We start from the raw sequence: 24,694 nt of genomic DNA, 5'->3' as shown, positions 1-24,694 counted from the left end.
GCAATTGCATGGCTTTATCTGACTAACCTAAGTGGTTATGGACGAGCCATATCCGACTCTGCACCGTTAGCGAGTTTGATTTTGGCGGTAGGCTCTTCGGTCGCAGTATTTTCATACTCGCGTCCTTTAGGCACAGCCACTTGCTCTCTCACTTCAACAACTGGTTTGGTCATATCCGAAGATACCATAGAGCCAAAACGGCTGGCAGCTTTCGGCTTGTTGACAACAACCGCATCAGTAACCGAATCGGTGATTTGCGGATTAACTGTAGTAGGGGCTGCTTGCACTGTTGCTTGAGGCTTAGCGATAGCAGCAGGTTTTGCCATTGGGGCAGAGGCTGTTGCTTTAACCGCTTCTTTAACTTCAACACTCGTTGCAACGCTTGGCTCTACAGCAGTTTCAGTCTTAGGCGCTTCAACTTTAGCCGCTTCAACTTTTGGCGCAGCTGGTGTAACCGCTGGGCTTTCAACTACAGGGGCGTTACCCACTTCGGTTTCTACTGCAACGCTGGCTACTGGAGCTTCAACGACTGGTGCAACGTCAATTTTCACTTCAACCGTTTTTGGCGCATCCGCTTCAGTGGCTTTAGTCTCAACTTGCTGAGTTTCGACTGATGCAACGTCACTTGCTGGCGTTTCAACTTTCGCCTCAGCTTTAACGACTGCAGGAGCTTCAACAACAGGTGCTTCGCTAGCTTGTGCTGTTTCTACTTCAACGGACTTAGCAGTTACTTGAGTTTCAGTCACTGCATCTGTTTTAGTCGCAACAACTGGCGCTTCTACACGGACACTGGCGACTTCGCTTGGATACTCTTGGTCAGCACCCAATTCATCGTTAGGGATGAATTGCGCTGGCGTTGATGTACCTTGGTCATCTTCGTCGCGACGACGGCGTTGACCCGCTGCACGAAGGTGACGCGGGCTTCGACGGCTACGACGTTGACCATCTCTTTGCTCGCGTTTTGCTTGATCATCAGCAGTTTCGCTTTCAGTATCAATTGCGTCGTTATCTTGCGATATCGCATCCATAGGTGCTGTAACATCAGCTGTAACCACTTCAGTTTGTTCAGCTGTTATCACTGGCTCAACTGCTGGGGCTTCAGTTTCTGTAGAAATTATCGCTTTTTCTTCTACTGCAATATTTTCTGGCGCTTCTTGAACAGGTGCCGTTTCTTTACGAGGCTGACGACGTGTTCTTGGTGCTTTTGTTTCAGTTGGTGCTTGGACAACTTCAGTTTTAGTGTCAACACTGATAGTGCTTGCCGCCGCGGCGTTAACGGCAGCAATCTCAGCTAATACTTCAGCGGCATCTTCTGGTGCAATTGGAATAGCATTATCTGGCGTGTTATGGCCATTATCGATACGCACCTTACGGCGCATGTTACGACGTTGACGACGTTCACGGGCGACTTCTTGCTTAGGTGCATCGGCTTCTACGTCAGCAACCACGTCTTTTGGTGCTTGTACACGTGGCTTAGGTTCGGATCGCGCTGGACGTTTAGTTTCTTCTTTCTCACGAACAGGACGTTCTTGAGCGCTTGTATTTACCGCTGCATCGGCCGGTTTTTTCGAATTACGGCTGCGTGGCTCACGAGTGCCTTCTTTTGCTTTGTCGGCATCTTGGGCATTACGTGGGCGGCGAGTATCGTTGCGACGGTTACGGCGGTTAGCGTTAGCTGCACTGGTATCGGTTGTTTTAGTTTCAACAACTTTTACGGGTTCTGCTTTTTCGCTTGGTGCAAACATAGCACTGATTGCACTCACAAGCTTGCTGAAGAAACCTGGTTGTGGCGCTTCAACTTTCACCGTTGGTGATGGGGCTTGTTCCACTTTCTGTGGCGCGGCAAACCCTTTTAATGCCGGAATAGGCGCTGCGGTACGTTCCAGTTTACGTGGCTCATACAATTTAGCTTCAGGCTGTTCGATACGCTTATAGCTCGATTCGCTGATTTCATCATCACTACGGTGACGGATCACGCGATAATCTGGCGTCATCATGTGCGCATCAGGTATCACATATACTTCGACATCGTGACGTTGCTCTGTGATGCGAATGGCTTTGCGTTTCTCGTTTAACAAGAATGCCGCCACATCGACAGGCACAATGGCTTCGATTTGCGAGGTGTTTTCTTTGATGGCTTCTTCTTCCATCAAACGTAAAATCGACAGTGCTAAAGACTCAGTACTGCGAATTGTGCCTTGGCCATGACAGCGAGGGCAGATGTGCGCCGCTGATTCTTCGAGTGATGGGCGTAGACGTTGACGCGACATTTCCATCAAACCGAAACGAGAAATACGGCCTAATTGCACGCGAGCGCGGTCGTGGTGTACAGCATCACGTAAACGGTTTTCAACTTCACGCTGATGGCGCACAGGCGTCATATCGATAAAGTCGATCACCACTAATCCACCTAAGTCACGTAGACGTAATTGACGGGCAATTTCATCGGCGGCTTCAAGGTTAGTGTTCAGCGCAGTCTCTTCAATATCGCCGCCTTTAGTGGCACGGGCAGAGTTGATATCGATTGAGGTTAAGGCTTCCGTTGGGTCGATAACAATCGAGCCGCCAGATGGCAGACGCACTTCGCGTTGGAAGGCTGATTCGATTTGCGATTCAATTTGGAAGTGAGTAAATAATGGCACTTCGGCTTCGTAAAGTTTTACGCGCTCGACGAAATCTGGGCGAACTAAGGCGATATGTTGCTTAGCTTCTTCGTAAATGCGCGGGTGGTCGATGAGGATCTCGCCCACATCACGACGTAAGTAGTCACGAATAGCGCGCACGATCACGTTACTTTCTTGGTGAATTAAGAAAGGAGCGCCTTTAACTTGTGAAGCTTCGGTGATTGCTGCCCAGTGGTGTTGCAGAACTTTTAAGTCCCACTTTAACTCGGCAGATTCTTTGCCAACACCGGCAGTACGTACGATAAGACCCATGCCCGCTGGCACTTCCAAATCGGCCATTGCTTCTTTTAACTCAGTACGCTCATCACCTTCGATACGACGAGAAATCCCGCCTGCACGTGGGTTGTTTGGCATTAATACTAAGTAAGAGCCTGCAAGGCTGATGAAGGTCGTTAAGGCTGCGCCTTTATTGCCGCGTTCTTCTTTGTCAATTTGGACAATAACTTCCTGTCCTTCACTGACCACTTCTTTGATATTTGGGCGACCTTGGAACGAATATCCTTTCGGGAAATATTCTCTGGCGATTTCTTTCAGTGGCAAAAAGCCGTGACGATCAGCACCGTAGTCGACGAAAGCGGCTTCTAAAGACGGTTCTACGCGGGTAATTTTACCTTTGTAAATGTTTGATTTTTTTTGCTCATGACCTGGACTTTCAATATCTAGATCATACAGTTGTTGCCCATCAACAAGGGCAACACGCAACTCTTCTGATTGAGTTGCATTGATTAACATACGTTTCATGATGACGTCATTCTTCTTTAAATAGAGGTCATCAAACATCGCGCTTCGCTGCATTACGGGCCTAGCAGTAGGTCAACTGAGCCTCACGGCTGGTGGCTAGGCAAGAGGTGCGCATTGCTGTTAGACGCAGTCGCTGCGTGTCGCATCCTATTTATGGCTTATTTTTTAATGATTACAAAAACAAGGAATTCGTTGTAAAACATCAACCAACCCCATAAATTCTTTAGTTTCTTTCCGGTAATGCCCAAGTCGAATCGGTTTGTCTGACGACAAGTTAAAATATCCTTCGAAATCGGGGAGGAAAATCTAGGGTAAACCTTATTAAAGTAAGGCGACTTTCTCGATTTAATCGTAAAAAACGCATTTGTGGTATTTTTACTTATTATACGATTTGCAAATCAATGACTTGCTATCAGGAAAGTGTTTTTTTATCCGTTAAATTTTCCGCTTGGGATCAGGGCGTTGTGAACACTTTATTCACGGCTTATCCCTAATCGCTGGTGAAATATAGCAATAATCAAAAAATTCAGCAATGGAAAGGCACAATTCTTCTCAGTTGTTGTACAATGGCGACCGTTATAATTAGATGGCGCATCATGAATATAGAATCCACCCCACAACAGGTTCAGTTGATCACGATTGATGAAGATCACTTCGAACAGCGTATCGATAACTACTTAATGACCAAGCTGAAGGGCGTGCCGAAAAGCATGATCTATCGGATTGTCCGCAAGGGCGAGGTTCGAGTGAATAAGAAACGCATCAAACCCGAGTATAAATTGCAGATTGGTGACATAGTACGTATTCCGCCTGTCCGAGTGGCAGAGCCAGATAATCGTACCGCGCCATCGGCGAACTTAAGCAAAGTTTCGCAACTCGAAGACCGTATTCTGCACGAAGACAATCATTTGATCGTGTTGAATAAACCTGCAGGCATTGCTGTGCATGGCGGTAGTGGTGTCGATTACGGTGTGATTGAAGCTCTGCGTTCGCTGCGCCCTCAACAGAAGTTTTTAGAGTTAGTACATCGTCTCGATAAAGATACTTCGGGTGTGTTGTTGGTGGCGAAAAAACGTAGTGCGCTTAAACATCTGCATGATCAGCTTCGATATAAAAAGATGCAGAAAGACTATTTGGCTTTAGTGAAAGGTGAATGGTCTGCTCAAGATAAAGCCGTTAAACAGCCTTTATTGAAAATCACCCTTAAATCCGGTGAGCGCATAGTGCGTGTAAATGCGGAAGGGAAACCTTCAGAAACGCGCTTTAAAATGATGCAGCGTTACCAAGGTTGTACGCTTGTGAAGGCAAGCCCTGTCACTGGGCGGACTCACCAAATTCGGGTGCATTGCCAATTTGCGGGTCATCCTATCGCCTGTGATGATAAATACAGCGAGCAAGGGTTTGATGACAGCATGCGTTCATTAGGCTTAACTCGACTCTTTTTACATGCGGCTGAGTTGATGTTTATTCATCCAGAAAATGATGAAGTGATGCGGGTCTCTGCGCCTTTAGATGAAAATTTGTCGCAATTACTCGATAAGTTAAAGCGTGCGTAATTAACAGGGATAGGTTTCAAGGATGAAGATAAAGCAATACGATTTAGTGATTTTCGATTGGGATGGCACTCTGATGGATTCCATCGGTAAAATTATCACTTGTATTGAAAATATGGCTAGGGCATTGCAGTTACCTATCCCAAGCGAAAGCGATATTCGCGATATTATCGGTCTTTCTATGACAGAAGCGCTGCGAGTCCTGTTTCCTCAGGGACTCAATCTCAGCGCTTCTTCTGTATATTCTCAGCCTCAACATCCTAAAAATGCATTTGGTCAAGGCAAAGATGATCAATATCAGCAGATGCGCGCCGAGTTTAAAGCGCAATATTTGCATTTAGACGCCACACCAACACCGCTCTTTGCACAAGCGCCCCTTTTAATTGACGAGTTACATACTCAAGGTTATCAATTAGCCGTTGCAACCGGTAAGGCTCGTGCGGGACTTGATCGCGTTTTTGAGCAAACGGGCTTAGGTCGATACTTTGTTGCGTCACGCTGCGCCGATGAAGTGCACAGTAAACCCCATCCTGAAATGATCTCAAGCTTACTGAAAGAATTGAATATTGCACCGAGCAGAGCTTTAATGGTGGGTGATTCTCTGCTGGATTTAACCATGGCGGCCAATGCAGGTATTGATAGCGTTGGTGTGACCTATGGCGCTCACAGTGCCGAAACGCTGCTGCGGGCGAAACCTATTGCCTTGATTGATTCACCTGCGCAATTGCTGCAATACCTCTAGCATTGCTATTTAGTGCTGGAGTGGCAATACATGCCGCTAGGCATGAGTACTTCCTAGTTACCTTTATTTACGTCCTATCTTCTCGTCAATAAAACGAATCTGCTGCTCGGCATTTATTGGTGCGCTTACTCGATTTAATAAACAGAGTTCGCTGAGCAAAACTTCAGCAAACGAATAAGCTAACGTGTAAGCCGGTTAAGCGAGAACGTCTACCCCTTGGGCTAGCAGCATTTCGGTCAGTAAAATCAGTGGTAAGCCAACCAAGGTATTAGGATCGCGACCTTCAAGCTCGGTAAATAACGCTATGCCTAAGCCTTCGCTCTTAAAACTGCCCGCGCAATAATAGGGCTGTTCTTTTTCTACGTAGGCGACAATTTGCGCATGGCTAAGATGTCTGAAATGCACCGTAAAGGGTTCAACCTCGGCGGCCATGGCGCCCGTTTCGGCGTTGTAGAGTGCAAGACCCGTATAAAAGGTGATGGCTTTACCAGAGGCTTGGGTGAGCTGCGCGACGGCATTGTCAAAATGATGGGGCTTACCAATAATCTTGCCATCAATGACGGCAACTTGATCGGAGCCAATAATCAGCCCCTCGGGGAATTGTTCTGCACCTGCGACGGCTTTTGCTTGGGCTAGTCGAAGCACTAAGGCATGGGCCGATTCATCGATATACGCTGTTTCGTCAATATCAGGATTACAGCATTCGAAGGGAAGACCGAGTTTCTGCAGTAAAGATTGTCGGTATACAGAGGTCGAAGCTAATATCAATCGGGTTGGCATAATGGGGTATCCGCAAAAGAGTGACTCATATTGTGACCAATCTGCGCGAGAGAGTGCAAGAATTTTGTCTTTTACGGTTTCTTTTCAGCGAATGCGGCTATTTTAGTCGGCTTATGCTTGTATGCGACCTCGTGCTTGGGTACTATTTCGCTTCCGTCAATTTCAATGTTGGGGCTGGAGAAAGGCTTAAGTCGCAAACTGGGACTTAAGTTAGTAATTTTTCTTTGACTCTAGCGTTTTCAAACTATAATATGCGCGCCTTATGCAAACAGTAAAGATACCGGTTTCAATTGATCCATTTCGCGCCGCCTCGAGTCGCCTAGTTTATCAGGGCGTTGTTCCTGGTGTGCAATTGAAAAGATTAAATGAGTTATGTGCCGGCGACTGTTCCGATGTGGCAGTGTCGCTTGAATGTGGCGTAGATTTACAGGGGATAGTCTACCTGAAAGGGAAGGCTGTGACGGAGCTCACTCTGATATGTCAACGTTGCATGACGCTATTTACCACTGAGGTTACGGTCGAGTTTTGCTTCGGTCCATGCCGGACTAAGGCAGAAATCGATGAGCTCCCGGATGCGTATGACCCAATTGAGTGCAATGAAATTGGCGAAGTGCGTCTACATCAATTGATCGAAGATGAATTGATAGTCGCTATGCCGATAATCCCAATGCATCAAGAAATTGATTGCAGTGCTGGATCTAAAGACATGGTTGTAGGCGAGATCGAACCCGCTCATGAGGAGCGTCCAAATCCGTTTGCAGTGTTAGAAAAACTGAAGAGCAAGTAATCTAGGAGACAGGCCAATGGCTGTACAACAGAACAAAAAATCACGTTCAAAGCGCGGAATGCGCCGTTCACATGACGCACTGAGCACTGCTCAGCTGTCTGTAGACGCTACCAGCGGTGAAATCCATATGCGTCACAATGTGACTGCAGATGGCTTCTATCGCGGTAAAAAGGTAATCAACAAGTAATTTGTTGGTTTCCTAATGACGAATCTGACGCTTGCGTTAGATGCAATGGGTGGTGATCATGGCCCCCACGTCACAGTGCCTGCAGCCTTGCGGGCACTACAATTACATTCTTTTCTAAAAATCATTTTAGTCGGTGACAAGACTGAAATTGATGTCTATCTACGTCAAGCGGAAGCGAATTTACTTTCACGCATAGAAATCATTCATACCGATGAAGTCGTTAGTATGTCCGATCGACCTGTGCATGCTTTGCGTACACGTAAAAACAGTTCCATGCGATTGGCGATTGAGTTAGTGCGTGACGACCGCGCGCAAGCTTGTGTGAGTGCCGGTAACACGGGTGCGCTGATGGCAATGGCGAAAGTGTTGCTAAAGACCTTGCCTGGCGTTGACCGTCCTGCATTAGTGAGTTGTTTACCTGCGGTGACCCAAAAACCTGTCTATTTATTGGATTTGGGCGCGAATATTTCCTGTGACTCGGAAACCTTATTTCAATTTGCCGTGATGGGCTCTGTCCTGTGCGAAGCGGTAGATAAGAAATCTCGGCCAAAAGTCGCCTTGCTCAATGTGGGCATTGAAGAAATTAAAGGTAACGATCAAGTTCAGCAAGCGGCGCAGTTGTTGCAACACACAGATCAAATCAATTACACAGGTTTTATCGAAGGCGATGAAATCTACTCCGGTAATGTGGATGTGATTGTTTGTGATGGCTTTGTGGGTAACATCACGCTCAAGACCTCAGAAGGTATTGCCAAGTTATTGGTACATCAGTTAAAACGGGGACTAACCCAAGGTTTATTCGTTCGTTTTCTGGCTAAACTTATCGCCCCACGTATTCAGGCGGTCCTTAGTCAGATGAACCCCGACCACTATAACGGTGCAAGTCTGATAGGATTGCGCGGAATAGTTGTAAAAAGCCATGGAAACGCGGATGAAACTGCCTATTTACAAGCAATTAGTTTGGCAGTAACGGAAGCTCAACGTCGACTCCCTGAAATGATAAAAGATCGTTTGGAGTCGATTCTTTTAGATATAAATAACTGATCCCTCCTTATGCATACAAAAATTCTCGGAACTGGTAGTTATCTGCCAGTGCAGGTGCGTAGCAATCAAGATTTGGAAAAAATGGTGGAAACCAGTGACCAATGGATTGTTGAACGTACAGGTATATCAGAACGTCGCATTGCGGCCTTCGATGAAACCGTTTCAACTATGGGCTACCAAGCGGCACTCAAAGCGCTGGAAATGGCTGGCATAGAAGCATCAGACTTAGACATGATCGTTTGCGGCACCACCAGTGCACCAAATGCTTTTCCGGCTGCGGCCTGTGAAATCCAAGCCATGCTTGGCGTGCATACCATTCCAGCATTCGACATCGCAGCGGCTTGTTCAGGCTTTGTTTATGCTTTATCTGTTGCCGACCAATTTGTTAAAACGGGCGCGGCTAAAAAAGTCTTAGTGATTGGTGCCGATGTGCTGTCTCGCCTATGTGAGCCAGAAGATCGTTCAACCATTATTTTATTTGGTGATGGTGCGGGCGCCGTTGTGATTGGTGCATCTGAAACGCCAGGGATCATTTCTACCCACATTTATGCCGATGGTCGCCAAGGCGACTTATTGAAATGCGCTTTCCCACCACGCCAAGGCGAAACCTCTGAAGCGGTCGGCTTTATGACCATGAAAGGTAACGATGTCTTTAAAGTGGCTGTGACTCAATTGTCCCATGTTGTGACTGAGACTTTGCGCATCAACAATATCGATAAGTCAGAAATTGACTGGTTAGTGCCACATCAAGCTAACTTCCGTATTATTAATGCCACCGCGAAAAAGCTCGATATGAGTCTTGATAAAGTCGTATTGACCTTAGCTAAACACGGTAATACCTCGGCGGCCTCTGTGCCTATAGCATTAGATGAAGCCGTGCGTGATGGCCGTATTCAGCGTGGGCATCTACTGCTGCTCGAGGCCTTTGGTGCTGGTTTTGCGTGGGGCAGTGCGCTTATCCGCTTCTAAGCTCTACATGTGTTTCCACATGATTTTCAATAAATTAAGTTAGCCATAGGTAATTTGAATATGGAAAATGTTGCTTTTGTATTTCCAGGCCAAGGTTCACAAGCCCTAGGCATGTTAGCCGAGCTTGCCGAATCACACGCCGTTGTTGGGCAAACCTTTGCCGAGGCGAGTGACGTCTTAGGTTATGACCTGTGGGCATTGGTTCAGCAAGGTCCCGTTGAAAGCTTAAATGAAACCGATAAAACCCAGCCAGCCCTATTAGCGGCGAGCGTGGCGATTTGGCGTGCCTATGTGGCTTCAGGCAAATCTATGCCGGCCATGTTAGCGGGTCACAGCCTAGGCGAATATTCTGCTTTAGTGTGCGCCGGTGTGATGGATTTTAAAGACGCAATTAAGTTGGTGGAATTACGCGGTCAGCTGATGCAGCAAGCGGTTCCCGCTGGCACAGGCGCCATGTATGCCATTATTGGGTTAGACAATGACGGTATCGCCAATGCCTGCGCCGAAGCGGCTCAAGGTGACGTGGTGAGCCCTGTCAACTTCAACAGTCCTGGTCAAGTGGTTATCGCGGGTCAAAAAGACGCCGTTGAGCGCGCTGCTGCAGCTTGTAAAGCTGCGGGTGCTAAAATGGCGGTGGCTTTACCTGTCAGCGTGCCATCACACTGCGCATTAATGAAACCTGCGGCGGATAAACTGGCCGTGGCATTAAACGATGTACAGTTTAATCCCCCTGCAATTACAGTGATTAACAACGTTGATGTGGCATCACCAACGTCTGCTGATGACATTAAAGATGCATTAGTACGTCAGTTATATTGTCCTGTACGCTGGAGCGAAACTGTTGAGCTAATGGCCCAAAAAGGCATTACCCAACTGGTGGAATGTGGTCCTGGTAAAGTATTGACAGGATTAGCAAAACGAATTAATAAATCACTATCAGCCCAAGCGGTTAATGATGTCGCTTCATTAGCAGCATTAACTGAGTAAGGAGTTTATATGAGTTTCAACCTGAATTTAACAGGCAAAGTGGCTTTGGTGACAGGTGCGAGCCGTGGTATTGGCCGTGCGATCGCTGAGACACTGGTCGAAGCCGGTGCCGTTGTTATTGGAACCGCAACCAGTGAGAAGGGCGCTGCGGCGATCCAAGAATATCTGGGTGACAAAGGTTTTGGTTTAGTGCTTAATGTCACAGATAGTGAATCTGTTACACATTTATTCGCCTCGATCAAAGAAAAAGCCGGTGATGTTGATATTCTAGTCAACAACGCGGGTATAACCCGTGATAATCTGCTGATGCGGATGAAAGATGATGAATGGCAGGATATTATCGACACTAACCTGACATCGTTATTTAGACTATCAAAACCTGTGATGCGTACCATGATGAAAAAGCGCTTTGGCCGAATCATCAATATCGGTTCAGTGGTAGGTACCATGGGTAATGCAGGTCAAGTTAACTACTCGGCAGCAAAGGCGGGTTTGATTGGATTTACAAAATCTCTTGCAAGAGAGGTTGCATCTCGTCAAATTACAGTTAATGCTATCGCTCCTGGATTTATCCAGACCGATATGACAGATGAGCTGACCGAAGAGCAGCAAAAAGCTATCATGTCACAGGTTCCGATGGAACGATTAGGGCAAGCGCAAGAAATTGCGAACGCAGTGCTCTTCTTGGCCTCGGACTCAGCCGCTTACATCACAGGTGAAACTTTGCATGTGAATGGCGGCATGTACATGGTTTAAGGGCGAATGGCAGGGATTTCTGTCGCAACTGAGTAGTGATCTGTATCAATTGATAGTGAAATTTCGTGGTTAGACCACGAAAACTAAGCTTGCATTGTCAGCCAAATCTAATAAACTACTCGCAATCTTACGCAAGTGCGTAATTTGAATAGGAAAGAAAACTAATGAGCAACATCGAAGAACGTGTAAAGAAAATCATTGTAGAGCAACTGGGCGTTAAAGAAGAAGACGTTAAGCCAGCGGCATCTTTCGTTGACGATCTGGGTGCAGATTCTCTGGACACTGTTGAGTTGGTTATGGCTCTGGAAGAAGAGTTTGATACCGAGATCCCTGATGAAGAAGCTGAAAAGATCACTACTGTTCAAGCAGCGATCGACTACGTTTCTAAGAATCAGTAATTCTGAATTCTTGAAGACAGGCGGCATTTTTGCCGCCTGTTTTTGTTTTACCCCCGTCAAATTCTGCCCCCGTGCCATTCAATCGTCTCTGGATCCTGTTTTAATTGTTATCCACGAGATGCTCGCCGCAGATTGGCGAATTTTTCTAAATAAACGTTATTTAAGAAATTGTCTAATGATAGAAAACCTTGTTTTATCTATCAGAACTAACAAATTTAGCATTTAAAGGTGACTGCCGTGTCTAAACGTCGTGTAGTGGTAACCGGTTTGGGGTTAGTAACTCCAGTGGGCAATACTGTCGATACTACTTGGAAGGCTTTGCTTTCTGGTAAGAGTGGTATTGCACCGATAACCAAATTTGATGCCAGTGAATTTACCACTCGTTTCAGTGGTTCAGTAAAAGATTTCGATGTTGAGCAATACTTAACGAAAAAAGATGCCCGTAAGATGGACCTCTTTATTCAATATGGTATGGCGGCTGGCATTCAAGCTATCCAAGACTCAGGTCTGGATATGAGCAAAGAAAACCCAGGTCGTGTCGGTACTGCTATTGGTGCAGGTATGGGCGGTATGTGGTTGATTGAACAAAACCACAGCGCACTGATCAACGGCGGTCCGCGTAAGGTTTCTCCTTTCTTCGTTCCTAGTACCATTATCAATATGATTTCGGGCCACTTGTCGATCATGTTTGGCATGAAAGGACCAAATTTCGCCGTGACGACCGCTTGTACTACGGGCGTGCATAATATCGGTTTTGCAGCGCGTACCATTGCCTATGGCGATGCCGACGTGATGGTGGCCGGCGGTGCTGAGGATGTCACTTCTCCTTTAGGCGTGGCAGGTTTTGGTGCTGCGAAAGCGTTATCGACACGCAATGACGATCCGACTGCGGCAAGTCGTCCATGGGATAAAGACCGTGATGGTTTTGTGATCGGTGATGGTGCGGGTGTGATGGTGATGGAAGAGTACGAACACGCTAAAGCGCGCGGTGCGACCATTTACGGCGAGTTAGTCGGTTTTGGTATGAGCGGTGATGCTTTCCACATGACATCGCCTCCAAGCGACGGTGCTGGCGCTGCTGCGGCTATGGTCAATGCCATTAATGACGCTAAGTTATCACTGGAGCAAATTGGCTATATCAACGCCCACGGTACGTCGACGCCAGCGGGTGATAAAGCAGAAGCGGCAGCGGTTAAGTCTGTATTTGGCGACCACGCCTATAAAGTACTGGTTAGCTCGACTAAATCGATGACGGGTCACCTCTTAGGTGCTGCTGGTGCAGTTGAAGCGATTTTCACCTTACTAGCACTGCGCGACCAAGCCGTACCGCCAACCATCAACTTGGATAATCCAGATGAAGGTTGTGATTTAGACTTTGTCGCCCACACTGCCCGTGACGTGAAGATGGATTACGCTCTGTGTAATTCCTTCGGTTTTGGTGGGACTAACGGTTCATTACTGTTTAAGAAAGTGTAAAACACACATTGATAGTGTAAAAAACAGTGAAAAAATGCGCCTGAGGGCGCATTTTTTATGGGTAAAATCCATTGAGATTGTGAATTGAGTAGCATTATTTTACGCCTTTATTGTGATAAGAATCACTTTATAACTAACTGATATCCATAACGTTAACCTTTGTTCATCAAGCTTGTTTAATTCTATTGGCCACAGATAATGACAGATATATTTAATCTTGATGGAGTGTGTCATGTTAAACCTTGCGGTGATCCCGCTTGTCCCCCTCATCGGCGCATTAACGGCCAATCTGACCGAATTGATCCGCGGTGAATTTAAAGTTTGGCATCCTAACATGGACATAGGGATCAAGACTTTTACCTTAGCAATAGCCGCTTATGTGGTCGTCTGGTTTGCCTTATTGGTGACGGCGATTAATGTCGGTGGCGACAGCAATATGTCCTCGGGTCTTGAAGTGCTGGGTTTCTTCATGCTTGGCTTAGGTGTGTACACTTTTGCGAAGGGCACACGATTTGTTAGCAGCGCGCTACAGCTATGGCTTTACCGCTTAGCCCTGCCGAGTTTACTGCTTTGCTGCGTGCTTATTAGTCACTTTGGTTAAATCGAATTCTTTGGCGAGGCCAATCGTAATTATCTTTACGCTATTGTGGATTTCTATCGTAAACTCAGCTTATTGCACGAAGACATTGAGCCACAGTGGCTGAATAAGTTGAGGTTATATGGCTGGTATCGATAGACAAAGTACCCTGAGATTTTTGTCAGAGCCTGCGGATGTAAATTTTGGTGGTAAGGTCCACGGCGGCGCTGTGATGAAGTGGATCGATCTCGCCGCCTATGCCTGTGCAGCGGGTTGGAGTGGTAAATATTGTATTACAGCCTATGCGGGCGGGATTCGTTTTGTGCAACCCATTTTAGTGGGCAACATAGTCGAAGTCAGCGCTAAGGTGATTTATACGGGGAAAACTTCTATGCATATCGGTATCGATGTGCGGGCGGGCGATCCTAAAGTCTCTGAACGTCATCTCACTACCCACTGTATTGTGATCATGGTAGCTGTTGATGAACATGGTCAGCCTACGCCAGTGCCTGAGTGGATACCACAGACTGAACATGATATTCATTTGCGCGATTCTGCGCTGCGCTTGATGGAAATGCGTAAAAAGATTGGCGCCGAAATGGAAGCCCACGTGATGAAATAGCCCCATAAATTAAATCAACAAAGGCGCTTAAGGCGCCTTTGTTGTCTCTGCCGAAAAGTGCGTTTGCCTGTGGGGCCGATTTCAACCTGACGCTATGCGGGATGAATGCTAAACTGCCGCCATTATTTTTCACTGCCCATTTCCCTAAATAAACACCTCAATTGAACCTATAGATTGAAACACTTACTGGCACTTTTTTAGTATTTGTTGTTGAGGTTTTAGCGGTAACATATTGGGCAGACGAAACACAACTCGATTCAGCAATTTCTACTCGATTCACCTTGTTTACCTATTTGAGGATCACTTCATGGCAAAAGTCGCATTTATTGGTTTAGGCGTAATGGGATATCCCATGGCGAGGCATTTACTGAACAAAGGCCATGAGGTCACTGTTTATAATCGTACTTTTGCTAAGGCACAAACTTGGGTCGACACCTATGGCGGACGCTGCTGCCCAACGCCAAAGGAAGCAGCTCAGGGTCAAGATATTGTGTTTACCTGTGTGGGCAATGATAACGATCTGCGTGAAGTGGTATTAGGCTGTGATGGCGTTATTCATGGGATGAAAAAGGGCGCAGTGCTGGTTGACCATACTACGGCTTCGGCCGATGTCGCTCGTGAGCTTCATCAAGTGTTAGCGGAAAAGGGCATTGATTTCCTCGATGCGCCTGTGTCGGGCGGTCAAGCGGGCGCCGAAAATGGCGCCTTGACTGTGATGGTTGGCGGCGATGAAGCTGTGTTTGCCCGTGTTAAACCTGTGATTGAAGCCTTTGCCCGCTGCGCCGAGCGTTTAGGTGAGGTTGGTGCAGGTCAGTTAACTAAGATGGTGAACCAAATCTGTATCGCGGGCGTGGTGCAAGGTTTAGCTGAAGCATTACAGTTTGCGCGCAAGGCGGGTCTTGATGGCGAGAAAGTCATTGAAGTGATTAGCAAAGGCGCGGCGCAAAGCTGGCAAATGGAAAATCGCTACAAGACGATGTGGGGCCAAAGCTATGATTTTGGTTTTGCCGTCGATTGGATGCGTAAAGATTTAGGCATCGCCTTAGAAGAAGCTCGCCGCAATGGTTCACACTTGCCATTAACCGCGTTAGTCGATCAATTCTATTCAGAAGTACAGGGCATGGGCGGTAACCGTTGGGATACGTCTAGCCTGTTGGCGCGTTTAGAAAAATCGGCGAAATAAGTTTCACCTTAAGTTTCATCGTTATAAAAACTGAGGTCTTGTAGTGATAGAAACTCTGGTTTCGAAGTGATAAACACTCTGGTTTCGAAGAGATAAAAACTTGGCTTTCGGAGTGATAAACACTCAGATTTCGCAGTGATAAAAATGCCCAGTCCCGATTGCGTTGGCAAATCGAACTGGGCATTTATGTTTGTATCGTTTTTTGACTAGGATTTAGAACTAGATATTAAGCTCTAGATTTTAAGCTCTAGATTTTAAGCTCCAGATTTTAAGAAATAAGATATTAAATCGTTAGTCTTTCCAGCGAATATGCGTCACTAAACTATGGGTTTCACCTGGGGCAAGCACGACTTTATCTTCTAACACATTGGCCGCTTCTAGACAGACCATGGTCAAATAATCCTCTGGATTAAATCGGCCAAGGCGTTGTGACTTTTCAATCCATGGATTCCATAATACGGCGGACTGGCTGTTTTCACGGCTGACTTCGATTATTCCCTGCGGCGTATGCAATAATTGCACAGGGCCGAGATCGGTATAGACACGATCTGTCTCGCGATCAAAGCGCACTTCATCCGTGGTTTGTGGATAAGGCCCCTCAGCAAATTCGATGTATTTTGAGCCACTAAAACCGCTCGCTTTGAGTTGGTGGATATCCTCAATCGGGAAATAAGTGTGCAGCGCTTGGGTAAGCGTCACGGTTTCATCGCCTAAGTTGGTATTCACAAGACTGATGCTCAGGGTGTCGCCTAGGGTGAATAACACGCTGACTTGAGTGTTATGCGGCCAATAAATTTTATCTTGCTCACTGATCTTTAAGCTAAAACGTAAATCCACTAACTGATTACGCATTTCTACCGATTCCAGCGCCCAAATGCGGGTACGGGCGAAACCGTGTTGGGGGAAGTTTGCTTCACTACTCATGCCAAACCAAGGCCAGCATACGGGCACACCGCCACGGATCCCATTACCGGGTTGATAATCATCAGCCGATGAAACCCACAGCAAAGGTGGTTTTCCTACGGGTTGAAAATAGTCTATTTGCGCGCCCTGCAAAAAAATTCTTGCCTGACATAACGCCGTATTCACTTCGACATAATCGAGCCCGTTGGCGTGCTTTTTAGTAGTGACAGAACCCATAGTAGCAATATCCTTAACTCTGCTGGCATATCAGAAAAACAGGCAGTTAGCTTACAAAGTTTTCCGCGATAACATAAGGCTTTGTTGCGATCAATTTACGGTTTCGCTGTTCGTTTGTGTAAACAAAAATCTTTGCTGATAGTTGGGGTGCTTTCTTTTTCGGCAGATTTAGCTAAAGTGGTCAGAGCACCAAAGTGGTCAGATCACTTAGTTGAGTTGCAGTCTAACAAGAAAAGGGAAGCGATTATGCCAGTCTATCAAGCGCCGCTGCGCGACTATCAATTTATCCTCAATGAAATGTTACATATTTATCAGCAAGATGCTCTTAAGGGGTTCGATGAAATCGATCCAGATCTTGTTGATGCGATCCTGCAAGGTATGGCTGACTTTAGTACTGAAGTCATGCTGCCGCTCAATAGTGTCGGCGATCTGCAAGGCTGTAAGTTGGTAGATGGCAAGGTGATTACCCCGGAAGGATTTGATAATGCCTATCGGCAATTTGTTGATAATGGCTGGCCGACGCTGACCTGCGATCCTGAATATGGCGGCCAAGGTCTACCCGAAGTCGTGGGGATTTTTGCCACTGAGATACAAACGGCAACCAACATGGCCTTTGCCATGTATCCCGGTTTGACCCATGGCGCCTATGCCGCCATCCATGCCCACGGCAGTGATGCGCTTAAGCAAAAATATTTGAGTAAATTGGTCAGCGGTAAATGGACTGGGACAATGAATTTGACCGAGTCCCACGCCGGTACTGACTTAGCCTTATTACGCACCAAAGCCGTGCCAGTATCCGAAGGTGTTTTTGCTATCACTGGCGAGAAGATTTTTATCTCCTCAGGCGATCACCAACTCACCGACAACATAGTGCATTTAGTATTAGCCCGCTTGCCGGATGCACCTGAAGGCGTGAAGGGCATATCTCTGTTTGCGGTACCTAAAGTATTAGTGAATGGCGATGGTAGCCTAGGCGCGCCGAACACTTTATATGCCAGCGGCCTTGAACATAAGATGGGCATTCACGGTAACTCCACCTGTGTGATGGTGTTTGAAGCTGCGCTGGGCGAGCTTGTTGGCGAGCCGCACCAAGGACTGCGCGCCATGTTTACTATGATGAACCAAGCGCGTTTAGGTGTGGGCGTGCAAGGCCTGGGGGTCTCTGAGATTGCCTATCAAAATGCGTTAGCCTATGCCAAAGAAAGATTACAGAGCCGCGCTTTAAGCGGTGCCAAAGCCCCCGAAAAAGCCGCCGATCCGATTTTGGTTCACGGCGATGTGCGCCGCATGTTGCTGTCGCAAAAAGCCTTTAATGAAGGCGCAAGAGCCTTAGTTGGACAACAAGCTTTGTGGCTCGATGAAGCTGAGCGCCATACCGATCCCGCCAAAGCGAAAGCGGCATCCCAGTTAGCCGCCCTGTTCACGCCCGTTGTGAAAGGTTTTATCACCAACCGTGGTTTTAATGCCTGTGTGGATGCGCAGCAAGTGTTTGGTGGACATGGTTATATCCATGAGTGGGGCATGGAGCAATTTGTGCGTGATAGCCGTATTGCACTGATTTATGAAGGCACTAACGGCATTCAGGCGCTGGATTTAGTGGGGCGTAAATTGCTTAGCGACCGCGGCGCGGCGATGCAGCAATGGTCGGTTTTAGTGACTGAGTTTATTAAGTCACATAGCACCAATGCGGCGATGCAACCTTACGTGAGTGGTTTAATGGATTGTGCGGGTGATTTGCAAAAGGCTAGCGGTTATTTAGCTGCACAAGCTGCGACCAATCCTGACATTATCGGCGCAGCCTCTATGGCTTATCTGGAGTTATTCGGCGTGACTGCACTGGCGTGGATGTGGGCCAGAAGTGCCGCGGTGGCATTAGCGGCGTTGGAGCAGGGCACCGAAGAAACCGCGTTTTACCAAGCTAAATTGAAAACCGCCGATTTCTATATGGCTTACTGGACGGTACAAGGTCGCAGTCTGCGTAAGCAAATCGAGCAGGCGAGTGAAATGCTCACGCAATTAGATGAAGCTATCTTTTAAGCATTCACCTTATAGGCTGAGTTAAGCCCTTGCTTAACAACAGTTCGAGAACAACCTAAAACCAGCGCACTGTCGCTGGTTTTTATTTTTATCCCATTAAAACCTCTAACTTGTTTTCATGTCTTGGTTCCACGCTAAGGCTCAGTTCGATAGGGCGAGTCTCTTGCTTATCCCACATTAACACTTCTATCTAAGGTCCGTGCTACTGACGCTCTTTTCGTTTTAGTCATAATCAAACACAACAAGGGTTATGTGAGCTGACACTAGCTATTTACCTAACAGATTTCACATTTATGTAAATTCAAATGATAATCGTTGTTATTCGTAAATCATTCTTTATAATGACGGCCAATTCGTTTGAATACATTTGTAAACCCTTTGGTTTATGCCATTTTTATGCGCTCGCGCTGGGGACATTCTGTGAAGACTCGTTTCGCCTACTCATTAATTGCACTTGCACTCGCTCAACATCAGTCGACATTCGCCGCTGAAACCGTACTCGATAAAGAGGCTCCACAGCAGACCTTGTCTACGAGCTCACCCGTTGCAAGTCCTGCATCGACTGAGCCTGCAGCCTATGAGCAAGTTAAGCTGGCAGCACCTGAGCGAATTGCCGTTCATGGCCGCGCGATGCAAATGTACGTCGATAAAGAAACGACTGTTGGCACTAAGACGGCGATTAATGTGATGGAATTGCCGCAGTCGGTGCAAGTGCTGACCGAGCAGTTAATTGTTGACCAAGCGGCGCGCAATATTACTGATTTATACCGCTCAATCGCTGGCGTGAGTGAGTTCAGTTATTCGGGCGTGACCTTTCGCGGTTTCCGTGACGATGCCAACGTCTTTTATGATGGGGTAAGGGGCGATCCCTATTCGGGATTTTCTGTGCCGCAACTGTTTAATGTGCAGCGGGTTGAAGTGTTAAAAGGCCCGGCATCGGCACTTTATGGAGGTGGTGAACCCGGCGGCATGATCAACTATGTCACTAAAAAACCAACTTTTGTCGAGAGTAAAGAGCTGACATTGAGCACCGGCAGCGAGGATATGATGGGTGGCTCGCTGGATTTGACCGGCGGCTTAACCCAAAATCTCGCCTATCGCTTTGGCGCCTATTATCAGCAGGAAGATAGCTTTCGAAATAATGCCGATAGCCAAAATGCTGAAGTGGCGGGTGGGTTACTCTACGAAATCAGTGATGATACTAAGCTCACCACGACCTTCGATATCATTAAGCAGGATTTAGGCGGCAATCGACTGCGCGGCGTGCCTGTCGATAATGACGGTAATTTCCTTGTTGTGCCATCCTATAATGCCAATGAGAAGAGTGACTTCCAGAAGATGGATGCACTGGTGCTGCAATCGATTCTCGATCATCAATTCACCGATAACTTCTCTGTCAAGACTCAGATCCGTTATCTGAATAATGATTCCACGCAGCAATATCATGAATCGAGAGGTTGGGCGACCTTAGATGCCAATAAAAAGCCCATTATGGGTGATGGCACCATTAAGCGTGAATACCGAGTGCAAGCTCGTGCCAACGATGAAATCAGTTTAACCAATGATTTTGTTTATGCATTCGATGCCTTAGGTTTTGAACATGAGTTCCTGTTTGGTGGCGATTATCACTATGTTGAAACCGAATATAGCTACAAGTTGGCGACGGATAAAACAGGTGTTGGCAACCTGAATATTTTTGACCTTAATTATGGTGAAACTGACCCAAGTACTTACACGCTGCAAGACAAAAATACCGATGGCACTCGCGCTAACCGCTATGGCGTGTATGTGCAGGAACATCTGCACTTTAATGAACAGTGGTCATTGATTGCTGGTCTGCGTTTCAGCCAGTTTGATGACTATGATAAAAAGACTGGTTTCTCCTTCAGCGATAACGCGATAACGCCAAGAGCTGGGCTTAATTATCGTCCAATCGATTCAATGTCCTTTTATTTGAATTACTCAGAGAGCTTCAATCCAGCATCTTTAACCGATCAAGCACAAGATATTGCTGACGGTTTCCTCGATCCAGAAACGGGCAATCAAATTGAGCTTGGGATGAAAAATGAATGGCTTGATGGCCAGTTCATGACCACGCTCGCGGTATATCGCATTGAAAAACAAAATGTCGCTCAAGCTAACCCTTTAAATACTGGCGATGACGATGGCATTCCCGCTTTACTTAATTTGGGTGAAGTACACAGTCAAGGGGTTGAATGGACGCTGGTGGGGGATTTAACCGATAACCTGACTGTCACAGCAAACTATGCTTATAACGAGACTGAAGTGGTTAAAGGAGTCACTAACGACAGTTTAACCAATACCTTTGACAGTAAGCACTTTGCCAATGCGCCGCGTCATCAAGCGGGAATATGGACCCGTTACGATATCAATGCACTCGATTCGGCGATTGCCTTTGGTATGGACTATGTGGGCGAGCAGTTCAGCCTCGATGGTCAAATAGTGAAGCCCCATACGATTTTTGACATGAGCTGGACGACTCAGTGGGATCAAACTCAAGTTCGCTTAAATCTTAAAAATATCTTCGACAAAGAATATGCCGTCAGTGGGTTTAGCGAACGTAATGGCCATTTCCCCGGTGAGCCGCGTAATATCACGCTTGAACTGAGTCATAAGTTTTAATGCATTGATGTGAAAACAGCTTGTTCGTTAAGGATGACGAACAAGCTAACCTGCCTAACCTTGCTTATCACTGCCGTTATTTCTGCCAGTATTTGCTGTCGTTATCATCAATGGCTAATGCTTGCACACTATCTTAATAGTATTTTCCTATTAAGATGATAGCTTCTATCCGTTATCCTTTCTCATTCAGCTTGTTTAGACTCGCCTTATATGAATTATTCGATAAGGTTTCCCTATGCACGCCGTCAGCCATTTAGCCTCCAAAGACGCTCAATTTAATGCTAGCCCACAGGTGGCCTTGATTGCAGAAGGAGGTGGTCAGCGCGGCATTTTCACCGCAGGGGTGCTTGATGCTTGGCTTGATGGCGGTTTCGATCCCTTTGATTTATTTATTGGTACATCTGCAGGTTCACAGAATCTTAGTAGTTTTTTGGCCCGTCAGAAAGGTTATGCCAAACGTTTGATCCGCGGTTTGTCGCGGCATAAACGTTTCTATCGACTCGGTCGGGGGTTAGTCGGCGGCAATGTGGTCGATTTAGATTGGTATTTTGAGCAGACGCGACAAGGGATGTTTAAATTAGATCTTAACGCGGCGACAGCCTCACTCGGTGATCGGCAGTTACTGATCACCACTACCAATGCCAGTGATCGCAAGGGTTATTTTTTAAGTCCAAGCAGTAAAAGCCAATGGCGCGAATTGCTTAAAGCCTCCAGCGCATTGCCATTTTTGTATAAACAAGGGGTGAAACTCACGCCTTGGCTAAATGATAATGCCTGTAATAGTGACAAGGCCTGTAATAACGGCGCGGCTAATCATAGCGGGTCGCATCACAGCGCAGCATTGAGCGAAGCTATCGACAGTGATTTTTATCTCGACGGCGGCTTAGCCGCGCCTTTACCTGTGCGTGAGGCCTATCGTCGTGGTGCCCGCAAAATTGTGGTGATCCGCACTGTGAGCGAGGATTTTCAGGCGCAATCGGCTTGGGTGCATAAACTCAAATCTTGGATTTGTGTTTCTGGTTTTTGCCCGAAAACCATAGATTATTTAGTGCAGCACGAACAAGCCTATCAGGATGAATTGGATTTTATGGCAAATCCGCCAGAGGATGTGGAGATAGTGCAGATTTTTGCCGCTGAAAATTTGCAGAGTAAGTTACTGGGGAGTACCGATGCCGATTTACGCCATGATTACCATGCGGGCATGAGTGCCGGAAAGCTGTTTTTAAGCTTAGATCCGATGGCGTTGACGCAGATGAATGTTCATTTTCATACTAACGCTCATACTCAGGCTCACTCTCAAATACACACTCAAGTTCATACTAATGCCCATACTCTGGCTCAGGCTCAAATCAAGCCATTCAGTGCGCTGTCGGCCTAGTTTAATTCTAGAGTTAAGACACAATTTTGTGCACGAGTAAGCAATAAAAGTAAACAGCATCGAAATACAAAAGCCACCCTAGGGTGGCTATTGTGGCTGTCGGTCTTAACCAGTTCATTAATCTAATTAATGAACTTAGATGATTAATCTAGCTCATCAATCTTGCTCATCAGCCCAGTTTATTAACCTAGTCCTTCAACGTTAGGTCATTAATAACTTGAGGTGTGTACAGAGCGTACTGCTCGGCCCGATGGGTCGATAATGCCGCGTAAGCTTTCGTCCCAAGCTAATGCTTCTGGCGTTGAACAGGCGACGGATTTACCACCTGGAACCGTTTCAGCGGCGCCGCTCAATGGATAATGTTCCTCAAAGAAGCAGCGATAGAAATAGGCTTCTTTGGTTTCTGGCGTGTTGTATGGGAAACGGAATTTCGCGTTTGCCAATTGTAAATCATCCACCCGCGCTGCAGCTTGTTCTTTCAAACCGTCAATCCAAGAGTAGCCTACGCCGTCACTGAATTGTTCCTTTTGACGCCATGCCACTTCTTTTGGCAATTTATGCTCAAAGGCTTGGCGCAGAATGTGTTTCTCGATACGACCATCCTTAGACATTTTGGCTTCAGGGTTGATGCGCATCGCCACATCCATAAACTCTTTATCGAGGAAGGGCACGCGGGCTTCTAATCCCCAAGCGGCCATGGCCTTGTTGGCACGCAGACAATCGAACAGATGCAGCTTATCGAGTTTGCGGACTAATTCCTCGTGGAATGCCTGTGCGTTTGGCGCTTTATGGAAGTATAAATAGCCACCAAATAGCTCGTCAGCACCTTCACCCGATAACACCATCTTAATGCCCATGGCTTTGATTTTACGCGCCATTAAATACATTGGCGTTGCAGCACGTATGGTGGTGACATCGTAGGTTTCTAAGTGATAAATCACTTCTTTAATCGCATCTAAGCCTTCTTGGAAGGTGAAATGGATCTCATGGTGAATCGTACCAATGGCATCTGCGACCTTTTTGGCGGCGATTAAATCTGGTGCACCTTTAAGGCCGACGGCAAAAGAATGCAACTGTGGCCACCAAGCGTTGGTTTCGCCATCGTCTTCAATGCGGCGTTTCGCAAAGGTTTGCGTCACGGCGGAAATGATCGATGAATCTAAGCCGCCTGATAGCAACACACCATAGGGCACGTCTGACATCAATTGGCGTTTAACCGCCGCTTCTAATGCGTCACGTAATTCTTCTTGGCTGGCTGGGTTATCTTTAACCGCATCATAGCTTTGCCAATCGCGGCTATAGTATTTAACGGCTTCACCATCTTTTGAATACAGATACTGGCCCGGTAAGAACTCTTCTACGGTTTTACACACTGGCATCAGCGCTTTCATTTCAGAGGCAACATAGAAGTTACCCGCAGCGTCACGGCCTGTGTATAGCGGGATGATCCCCATGTGATCGCGGCCGATAAGGTATCTATCTTGGGCTTTGTCATATAACACAAAGGCGAAGATACCGTTTAATTTATCAAGGAAGTCAGTGCCATATTCTTGATACAGCGCCAGAATGACTTCACAGTCAGAGTTGGTTTGATAGCTGTACTTATCGCCTAGCTGGGCTTTCAATTCTTTGTGGTTATAGATTTCGCCGTTGACCGCAAGGATCAAACTGCCATCTTCGGTCAGCAGTGGCTGAGCACCGTGTTCAATGTCAACAATGGCTAAACGTTCGTGGGCAAGAATTGCCTTATCACTGGCATAAATACCTGACCAGTCAGGGCCACGGTGGCGCATTAGCTTAGACATTTCTAGCGCGACTTGGCGCAGTTCTTTGGCATCAGATTGGATATCTAAAATCGAAAAGATTGAACACATAGTACAACTCCCACACTGTCTGTCATTTGAGGATGTCTCAATTGAGGTTTAATGTGCCAGCAATTTAGGCATTTGCCAAACACTATTTTTGATGTTTTATCTGTTTATTGGTGTTTTTGTTGATTTAGATGTTTAT

20 protein-coding genes are annotated in these 24,694 nt (G+C 46.6%); 16 read left to right on the top strand and 4 right to left on the bottom strand.

All coding sequences use genetic code 11. From position 1 onward, the window contains the following. Positions 1-35: 35 nt before the first annotated feature. Positions 36-3,479, bottom strand: coding sequence for a ribonuclease E (gene rne, locus Q4Q49_RS15105; protein ID WP_311999726.1), 3,444 nt, complete (start codon positions 3,477-3,479; stop codon positions 36-38). Between the two features lie 542 nt (positions 3,480-4,021). Here rne and rluC point away from each other — a divergent pair. Further along, positions 4,022-4,981, top strand: a complete 960-nt coding sequence (rluC, locus tag Q4Q49_RS15100; protein ID WP_311999725.1) for a 23S rRNA pseudouridine(955/2504/2580) synthase RluC — start codon at positions 4,022-4,024, stop codon at positions 4,979-4,981. Between the two features lie 22 nt (positions 4,982-5,003). Next, on the top strand, positions 5,004-5,720 hold the full coding sequence (locus Q4Q49_RS15095; protein WP_311901073.1) for an HAD-IA family hydrolase: 717 nt from the start codon (positions 5,004-5,006) through the stop codon (positions 5,718-5,720). 195 nt (positions 5,721-5,915) lie between these two features. Here Q4Q49_RS15095 and Q4Q49_RS15090 read toward each other — a convergent pair whose 3' ends face one another. After that, complete coding sequence (locus Q4Q49_RS15090; protein ID WP_311999724.1) at positions 5,916-6,500, bottom strand: nucleoside triphosphate pyrophosphatase; 585 nt, start codon at positions 6,498-6,500, stop codon at positions 5,916-5,918. Positions 6,501-6,762: 262 nt separating this feature from the next. On the opposite strand from Q4Q49_RS15090, the gene yceD reads away from it, so the two are divergent. From yceD to Q4Q49_RS15035, 11 genes are all read left to right on the top strand, one after another. Next, positions 6,763-7,287, top strand: coding sequence for a 23S rRNA accumulation protein YceD (gene yceD, locus Q4Q49_RS15085; protein WP_006087468.1), 525 nt, complete (start codon positions 6,763-6,765; stop codon positions 7,285-7,287). A 16-nt stretch (positions 7,288-7,303) separates the two neighbouring features. Continuing rightward, positions 7,304-7,474, top strand: a complete 171-nt coding sequence (gene rpmF / locus Q4Q49_RS15080) for a 50S ribosomal protein L32 (protein WP_006081226.1) — start codon at positions 7,304-7,306, stop codon at positions 7,472-7,474. A 15-nt stretch (positions 7,475-7,489) separates the two neighbouring features. Next, positions 7,490-8,518, top strand: coding sequence for a phosphate acyltransferase PlsX (gene plsX, locus Q4Q49_RS15075; protein ID WP_006081227.1), 1,029 nt, complete (start codon positions 7,490-7,492; stop codon positions 8,516-8,518). A gap of 9 nt (positions 8,519-8,527) precedes the next feature. Continuing rightward, entirely contained in the window at positions 8,528-9,487 is a 960-nt protein-coding gene (locus tag Q4Q49_RS15070) for a beta-ketoacyl-ACP synthase III (protein WP_311999723.1), read from the top strand. 60 nt (positions 9,488-9,547) lie between these two features. Beyond that, positions 9,548-10,474 (top strand): ACP S-malonyltransferase, encoded by a 927-nt coding sequence (fabD, locus tag Q4Q49_RS15065; RefSeq protein ID WP_311999722.1) that lies wholly within the window; start codon positions 9,548-9,550, stop codon positions 10,472-10,474. 9 nt (positions 10,475-10,483) lie between these two features. Next, the gene (fabG, locus tag Q4Q49_RS15060) at positions 10,484-11,230 is read left to right on the top strand and encodes a 3-oxoacyl-ACP reductase FabG (RefSeq protein ID WP_006081230.1); all 747 of its coding nucleotides are present in this window, start codon (positions 10,484-10,486) and stop codon (positions 11,228-11,230) included. 164 nt (positions 11,231-11,394) lie between these two features. Continuing rightward, complete coding sequence (acpP, locus tag Q4Q49_RS15055) at positions 11,395-11,628, top strand: acyl carrier protein (RefSeq protein ID WP_006081231.1); 234 nt, start codon at positions 11,395-11,397, stop codon at positions 11,626-11,628. 237 nt (positions 11,629-11,865) lie between these two features. Continuing rightward, positions 11,866-13,104: a beta-ketoacyl-ACP synthase II gene (gene fabF / locus Q4Q49_RS15050; protein ID WP_011846537.1), complete on the top strand. Its 1,239-nt coding sequence runs from the start codon at positions 11,866-11,868 to the stop codon at positions 13,102-13,104. A gap of 232 nt (positions 13,105-13,336) precedes the next feature. After that, positions 13,337-13,705: a hypothetical protein gene (locus Q4Q49_RS15045; RefSeq protein ID WP_311999721.1), complete on the top strand. Its 369-nt coding sequence runs from the start codon at positions 13,337-13,339 to the stop codon at positions 13,703-13,705. Between the two features lie 118 nt (positions 13,706-13,823). After that, entirely contained in the window at positions 13,824-14,303 is a 480-nt protein-coding gene (locus tag Q4Q49_RS15040; RefSeq protein ID WP_311999720.1) for an acyl-CoA thioesterase, read from the top strand. Positions 14,304-14,610: 307 nt separating this feature from the next. After that, positions 14,611-15,486 carry an NAD(P)-dependent oxidoreductase gene (locus Q4Q49_RS15035; RefSeq protein ID WP_311999719.1) on the top strand — a complete coding sequence of 292 codons (876 nt, stop codon included), beginning with the start codon at positions 14,611-14,613 and terminating at the stop codon, positions 15,484-15,486. 291 nt (positions 15,487-15,777) lie between these two features. Here Q4Q49_RS15035 and Q4Q49_RS15030 read toward each other — a convergent pair whose 3' ends face one another. Continuing rightward, positions 15,778-16,626: a D-hexose-6-phosphate mutarotase gene (locus Q4Q49_RS15030; protein WP_311999718.1), complete on the bottom strand. Its 849-nt coding sequence runs from the start codon at positions 16,624-16,626 to the stop codon at positions 15,778-15,780. A 246-nt stretch (positions 16,627-16,872) separates the two neighbouring features. Between Q4Q49_RS15030 and Q4Q49_RS15025 the strand changes: the two genes are divergently transcribed. The 3 genes from Q4Q49_RS15025 (at position 16,873) to Q4Q49_RS15015 (ending at position 22,684) form a co-directional block, all read left to right on the top strand. Further along, entirely contained in the window at positions 16,873-18,663 is a 1,791-nt protein-coding gene (locus Q4Q49_RS15025) for an acyl-CoA dehydrogenase C-terminal domain-containing protein (RefSeq protein ID WP_311999717.1), read from the top strand. A 396-nt stretch (positions 18,664-19,059) separates the two neighbouring features. After that, entirely contained in the window at positions 19,060-21,306 is a 2,247-nt protein-coding gene (locus tag Q4Q49_RS15020; protein WP_311999728.1) for a TonB-dependent receptor, read from the top strand. 235 nt (positions 21,307-21,541) lie between these two features. Further along, positions 21,542-22,684 carry a patatin family protein gene (locus tag Q4Q49_RS15015; RefSeq protein ID WP_311999716.1) on the top strand — a complete coding sequence of 381 codons (1,143 nt, stop codon included), beginning with the start codon at positions 21,542-21,544 and terminating at the stop codon, positions 22,682-22,684. Positions 22,685-22,893: 209 nt separating this feature from the next. Here Q4Q49_RS15015 and asnB read toward each other — a convergent pair whose 3' ends face one another. Next, positions 22,894-24,558 (bottom strand): asparagine synthase B, encoded by a 1,665-nt coding sequence (gene asnB / locus Q4Q49_RS15010; protein WP_311999715.1) that lies wholly within the window; start codon positions 24,556-24,558, stop codon positions 22,894-22,896. Between the last annotated feature and the right edge of the window lie 136 nt (positions 24,559-24,694).

The organism is Shewanella sp. SP1S1-7 (genome assembly GCF_031932105.1).
Lineage (GTDB): Bacteria > Pseudomonadota > Gammaproteobacteria > Enterobacterales > Shewanellaceae > Shewanella > Shewanella baltica.
Note: the sequence above shows the minus strand (reverse complement) of the source record. Positions and strands in the feature narration are given on the sequence as shown.

Excerpts from the sequence above, each read along its gene's own strand:
- Q4Q49_RS15070 (WP_311999723.1), top strand. The coding sequence starts at position 8,528 with ATGCATACAAAAATTCTCGGAACTGGTAGTTATCTGCCAGTGCAGGTG.
- Q4Q49_RS15030 (WP_311999718.1), bottom strand. The coding sequence starts at position 16,626 with ATGGGTTCTGTCACTACTAAAAAGCACGCCAACGGGCTCGATTATGTC.
- Q4Q49_RS15035 (WP_311999719.1), top strand. The coding sequence starts at position 14,611 with ATGGCAAAAGTCGCATTTATTGGTTTAGGCGTAATGGGATATCCCATG.
- rluC (WP_311999725.1), top strand. The coding sequence starts at position 4,022 with ATGAATATAGAATCCACCCCACAACAGGTTCAGTTGATCACGATTGAT.
- rpmF (WP_006081226.1), top strand. The coding sequence starts at position 7,304 with ATGGCTGTACAACAGAACAAAAAATCACGTTCAAAGCGCGGAATGCGC.
- Q4Q49_RS15020 (WP_311999728.1), top strand. The coding sequence starts at position 19,060 with ATGCGCTCGCGCTGGGGACATTCTGTGAAGACTCGTTTCGCCTACTCA.
- fabG (WP_006081230.1), top strand. The coding sequence starts at position 10,484 with ATGAGTTTCAACCTGAATTTAACAGGCAAAGTGGCTTTGGTGACAGGT.
- Q4Q49_RS15090 (WP_311999724.1), bottom strand. The coding sequence starts at position 6,500 with ATGCCAACCCGATTGATATTAGCTTCGACCTCTGTATACCGACAATCT.
- plsX (WP_006081227.1), top strand. The coding sequence starts at position 7,490 with ATGACGAATCTGACGCTTGCGTTAGATGCAATGGGTGGTGATCATGGC.
- asnB (WP_311999715.1), bottom strand. The coding sequence starts at position 24,558 with ATGTGTTCAATCTTTTCGATTTTAGATATCCAATCTGATGCCAAAGAA.
- yceD (WP_006087468.1), top strand. The coding sequence starts at position 6,763 with ATGCAAACAGTAAAGATACCGGTTTCAATTGATCCATTTCGCGCCGCC.
- Q4Q49_RS15045 (WP_311999721.1), top strand. The coding sequence starts at position 13,337 with ATGTTAAACCTTGCGGTGATCCCGCTTGTCCCCCTCATCGGCGCATTA.
- Q4Q49_RS15025 (WP_311999717.1), top strand. The coding sequence starts at position 16,873 with ATGCCAGTCTATCAAGCGCCGCTGCGCGACTATCAATTTATCCTCAAT.
- Q4Q49_RS15015 (WP_311999716.1), top strand. The coding sequence starts at position 21,542 with ATGCACGCCGTCAGCCATTTAGCCTCCAAAGACGCTCAATTTAATGCT.
- acpP (WP_006081231.1), top strand. The coding sequence starts at position 11,395 with ATGAGCAACATCGAAGAACGTGTAAAGAAAATCATTGTAGAGCAACTG.
- fabD (WP_311999722.1), top strand. The coding sequence starts at position 9,548 with ATGGAAAATGTTGCTTTTGTATTTCCAGGCCAAGGTTCACAAGCCCTA.
- rne (WP_311999726.1), bottom strand. The coding sequence starts at position 3,479 with ATGCAGCGAAGCGCGATGTTTGATGACCTCTATTTAAAGAAGAATGAC.
- Q4Q49_RS15095 (WP_311901073.1), top strand. The coding sequence starts at position 5,004 with ATGAAGATAAAGCAATACGATTTAGTGATTTTCGATTGGGATGGCACT.
- Q4Q49_RS15040 (WP_311999720.1), top strand. The coding sequence starts at position 13,824 with ATGGCTGGTATCGATAGACAAAGTACCCTGAGATTTTTGTCAGAGCCT.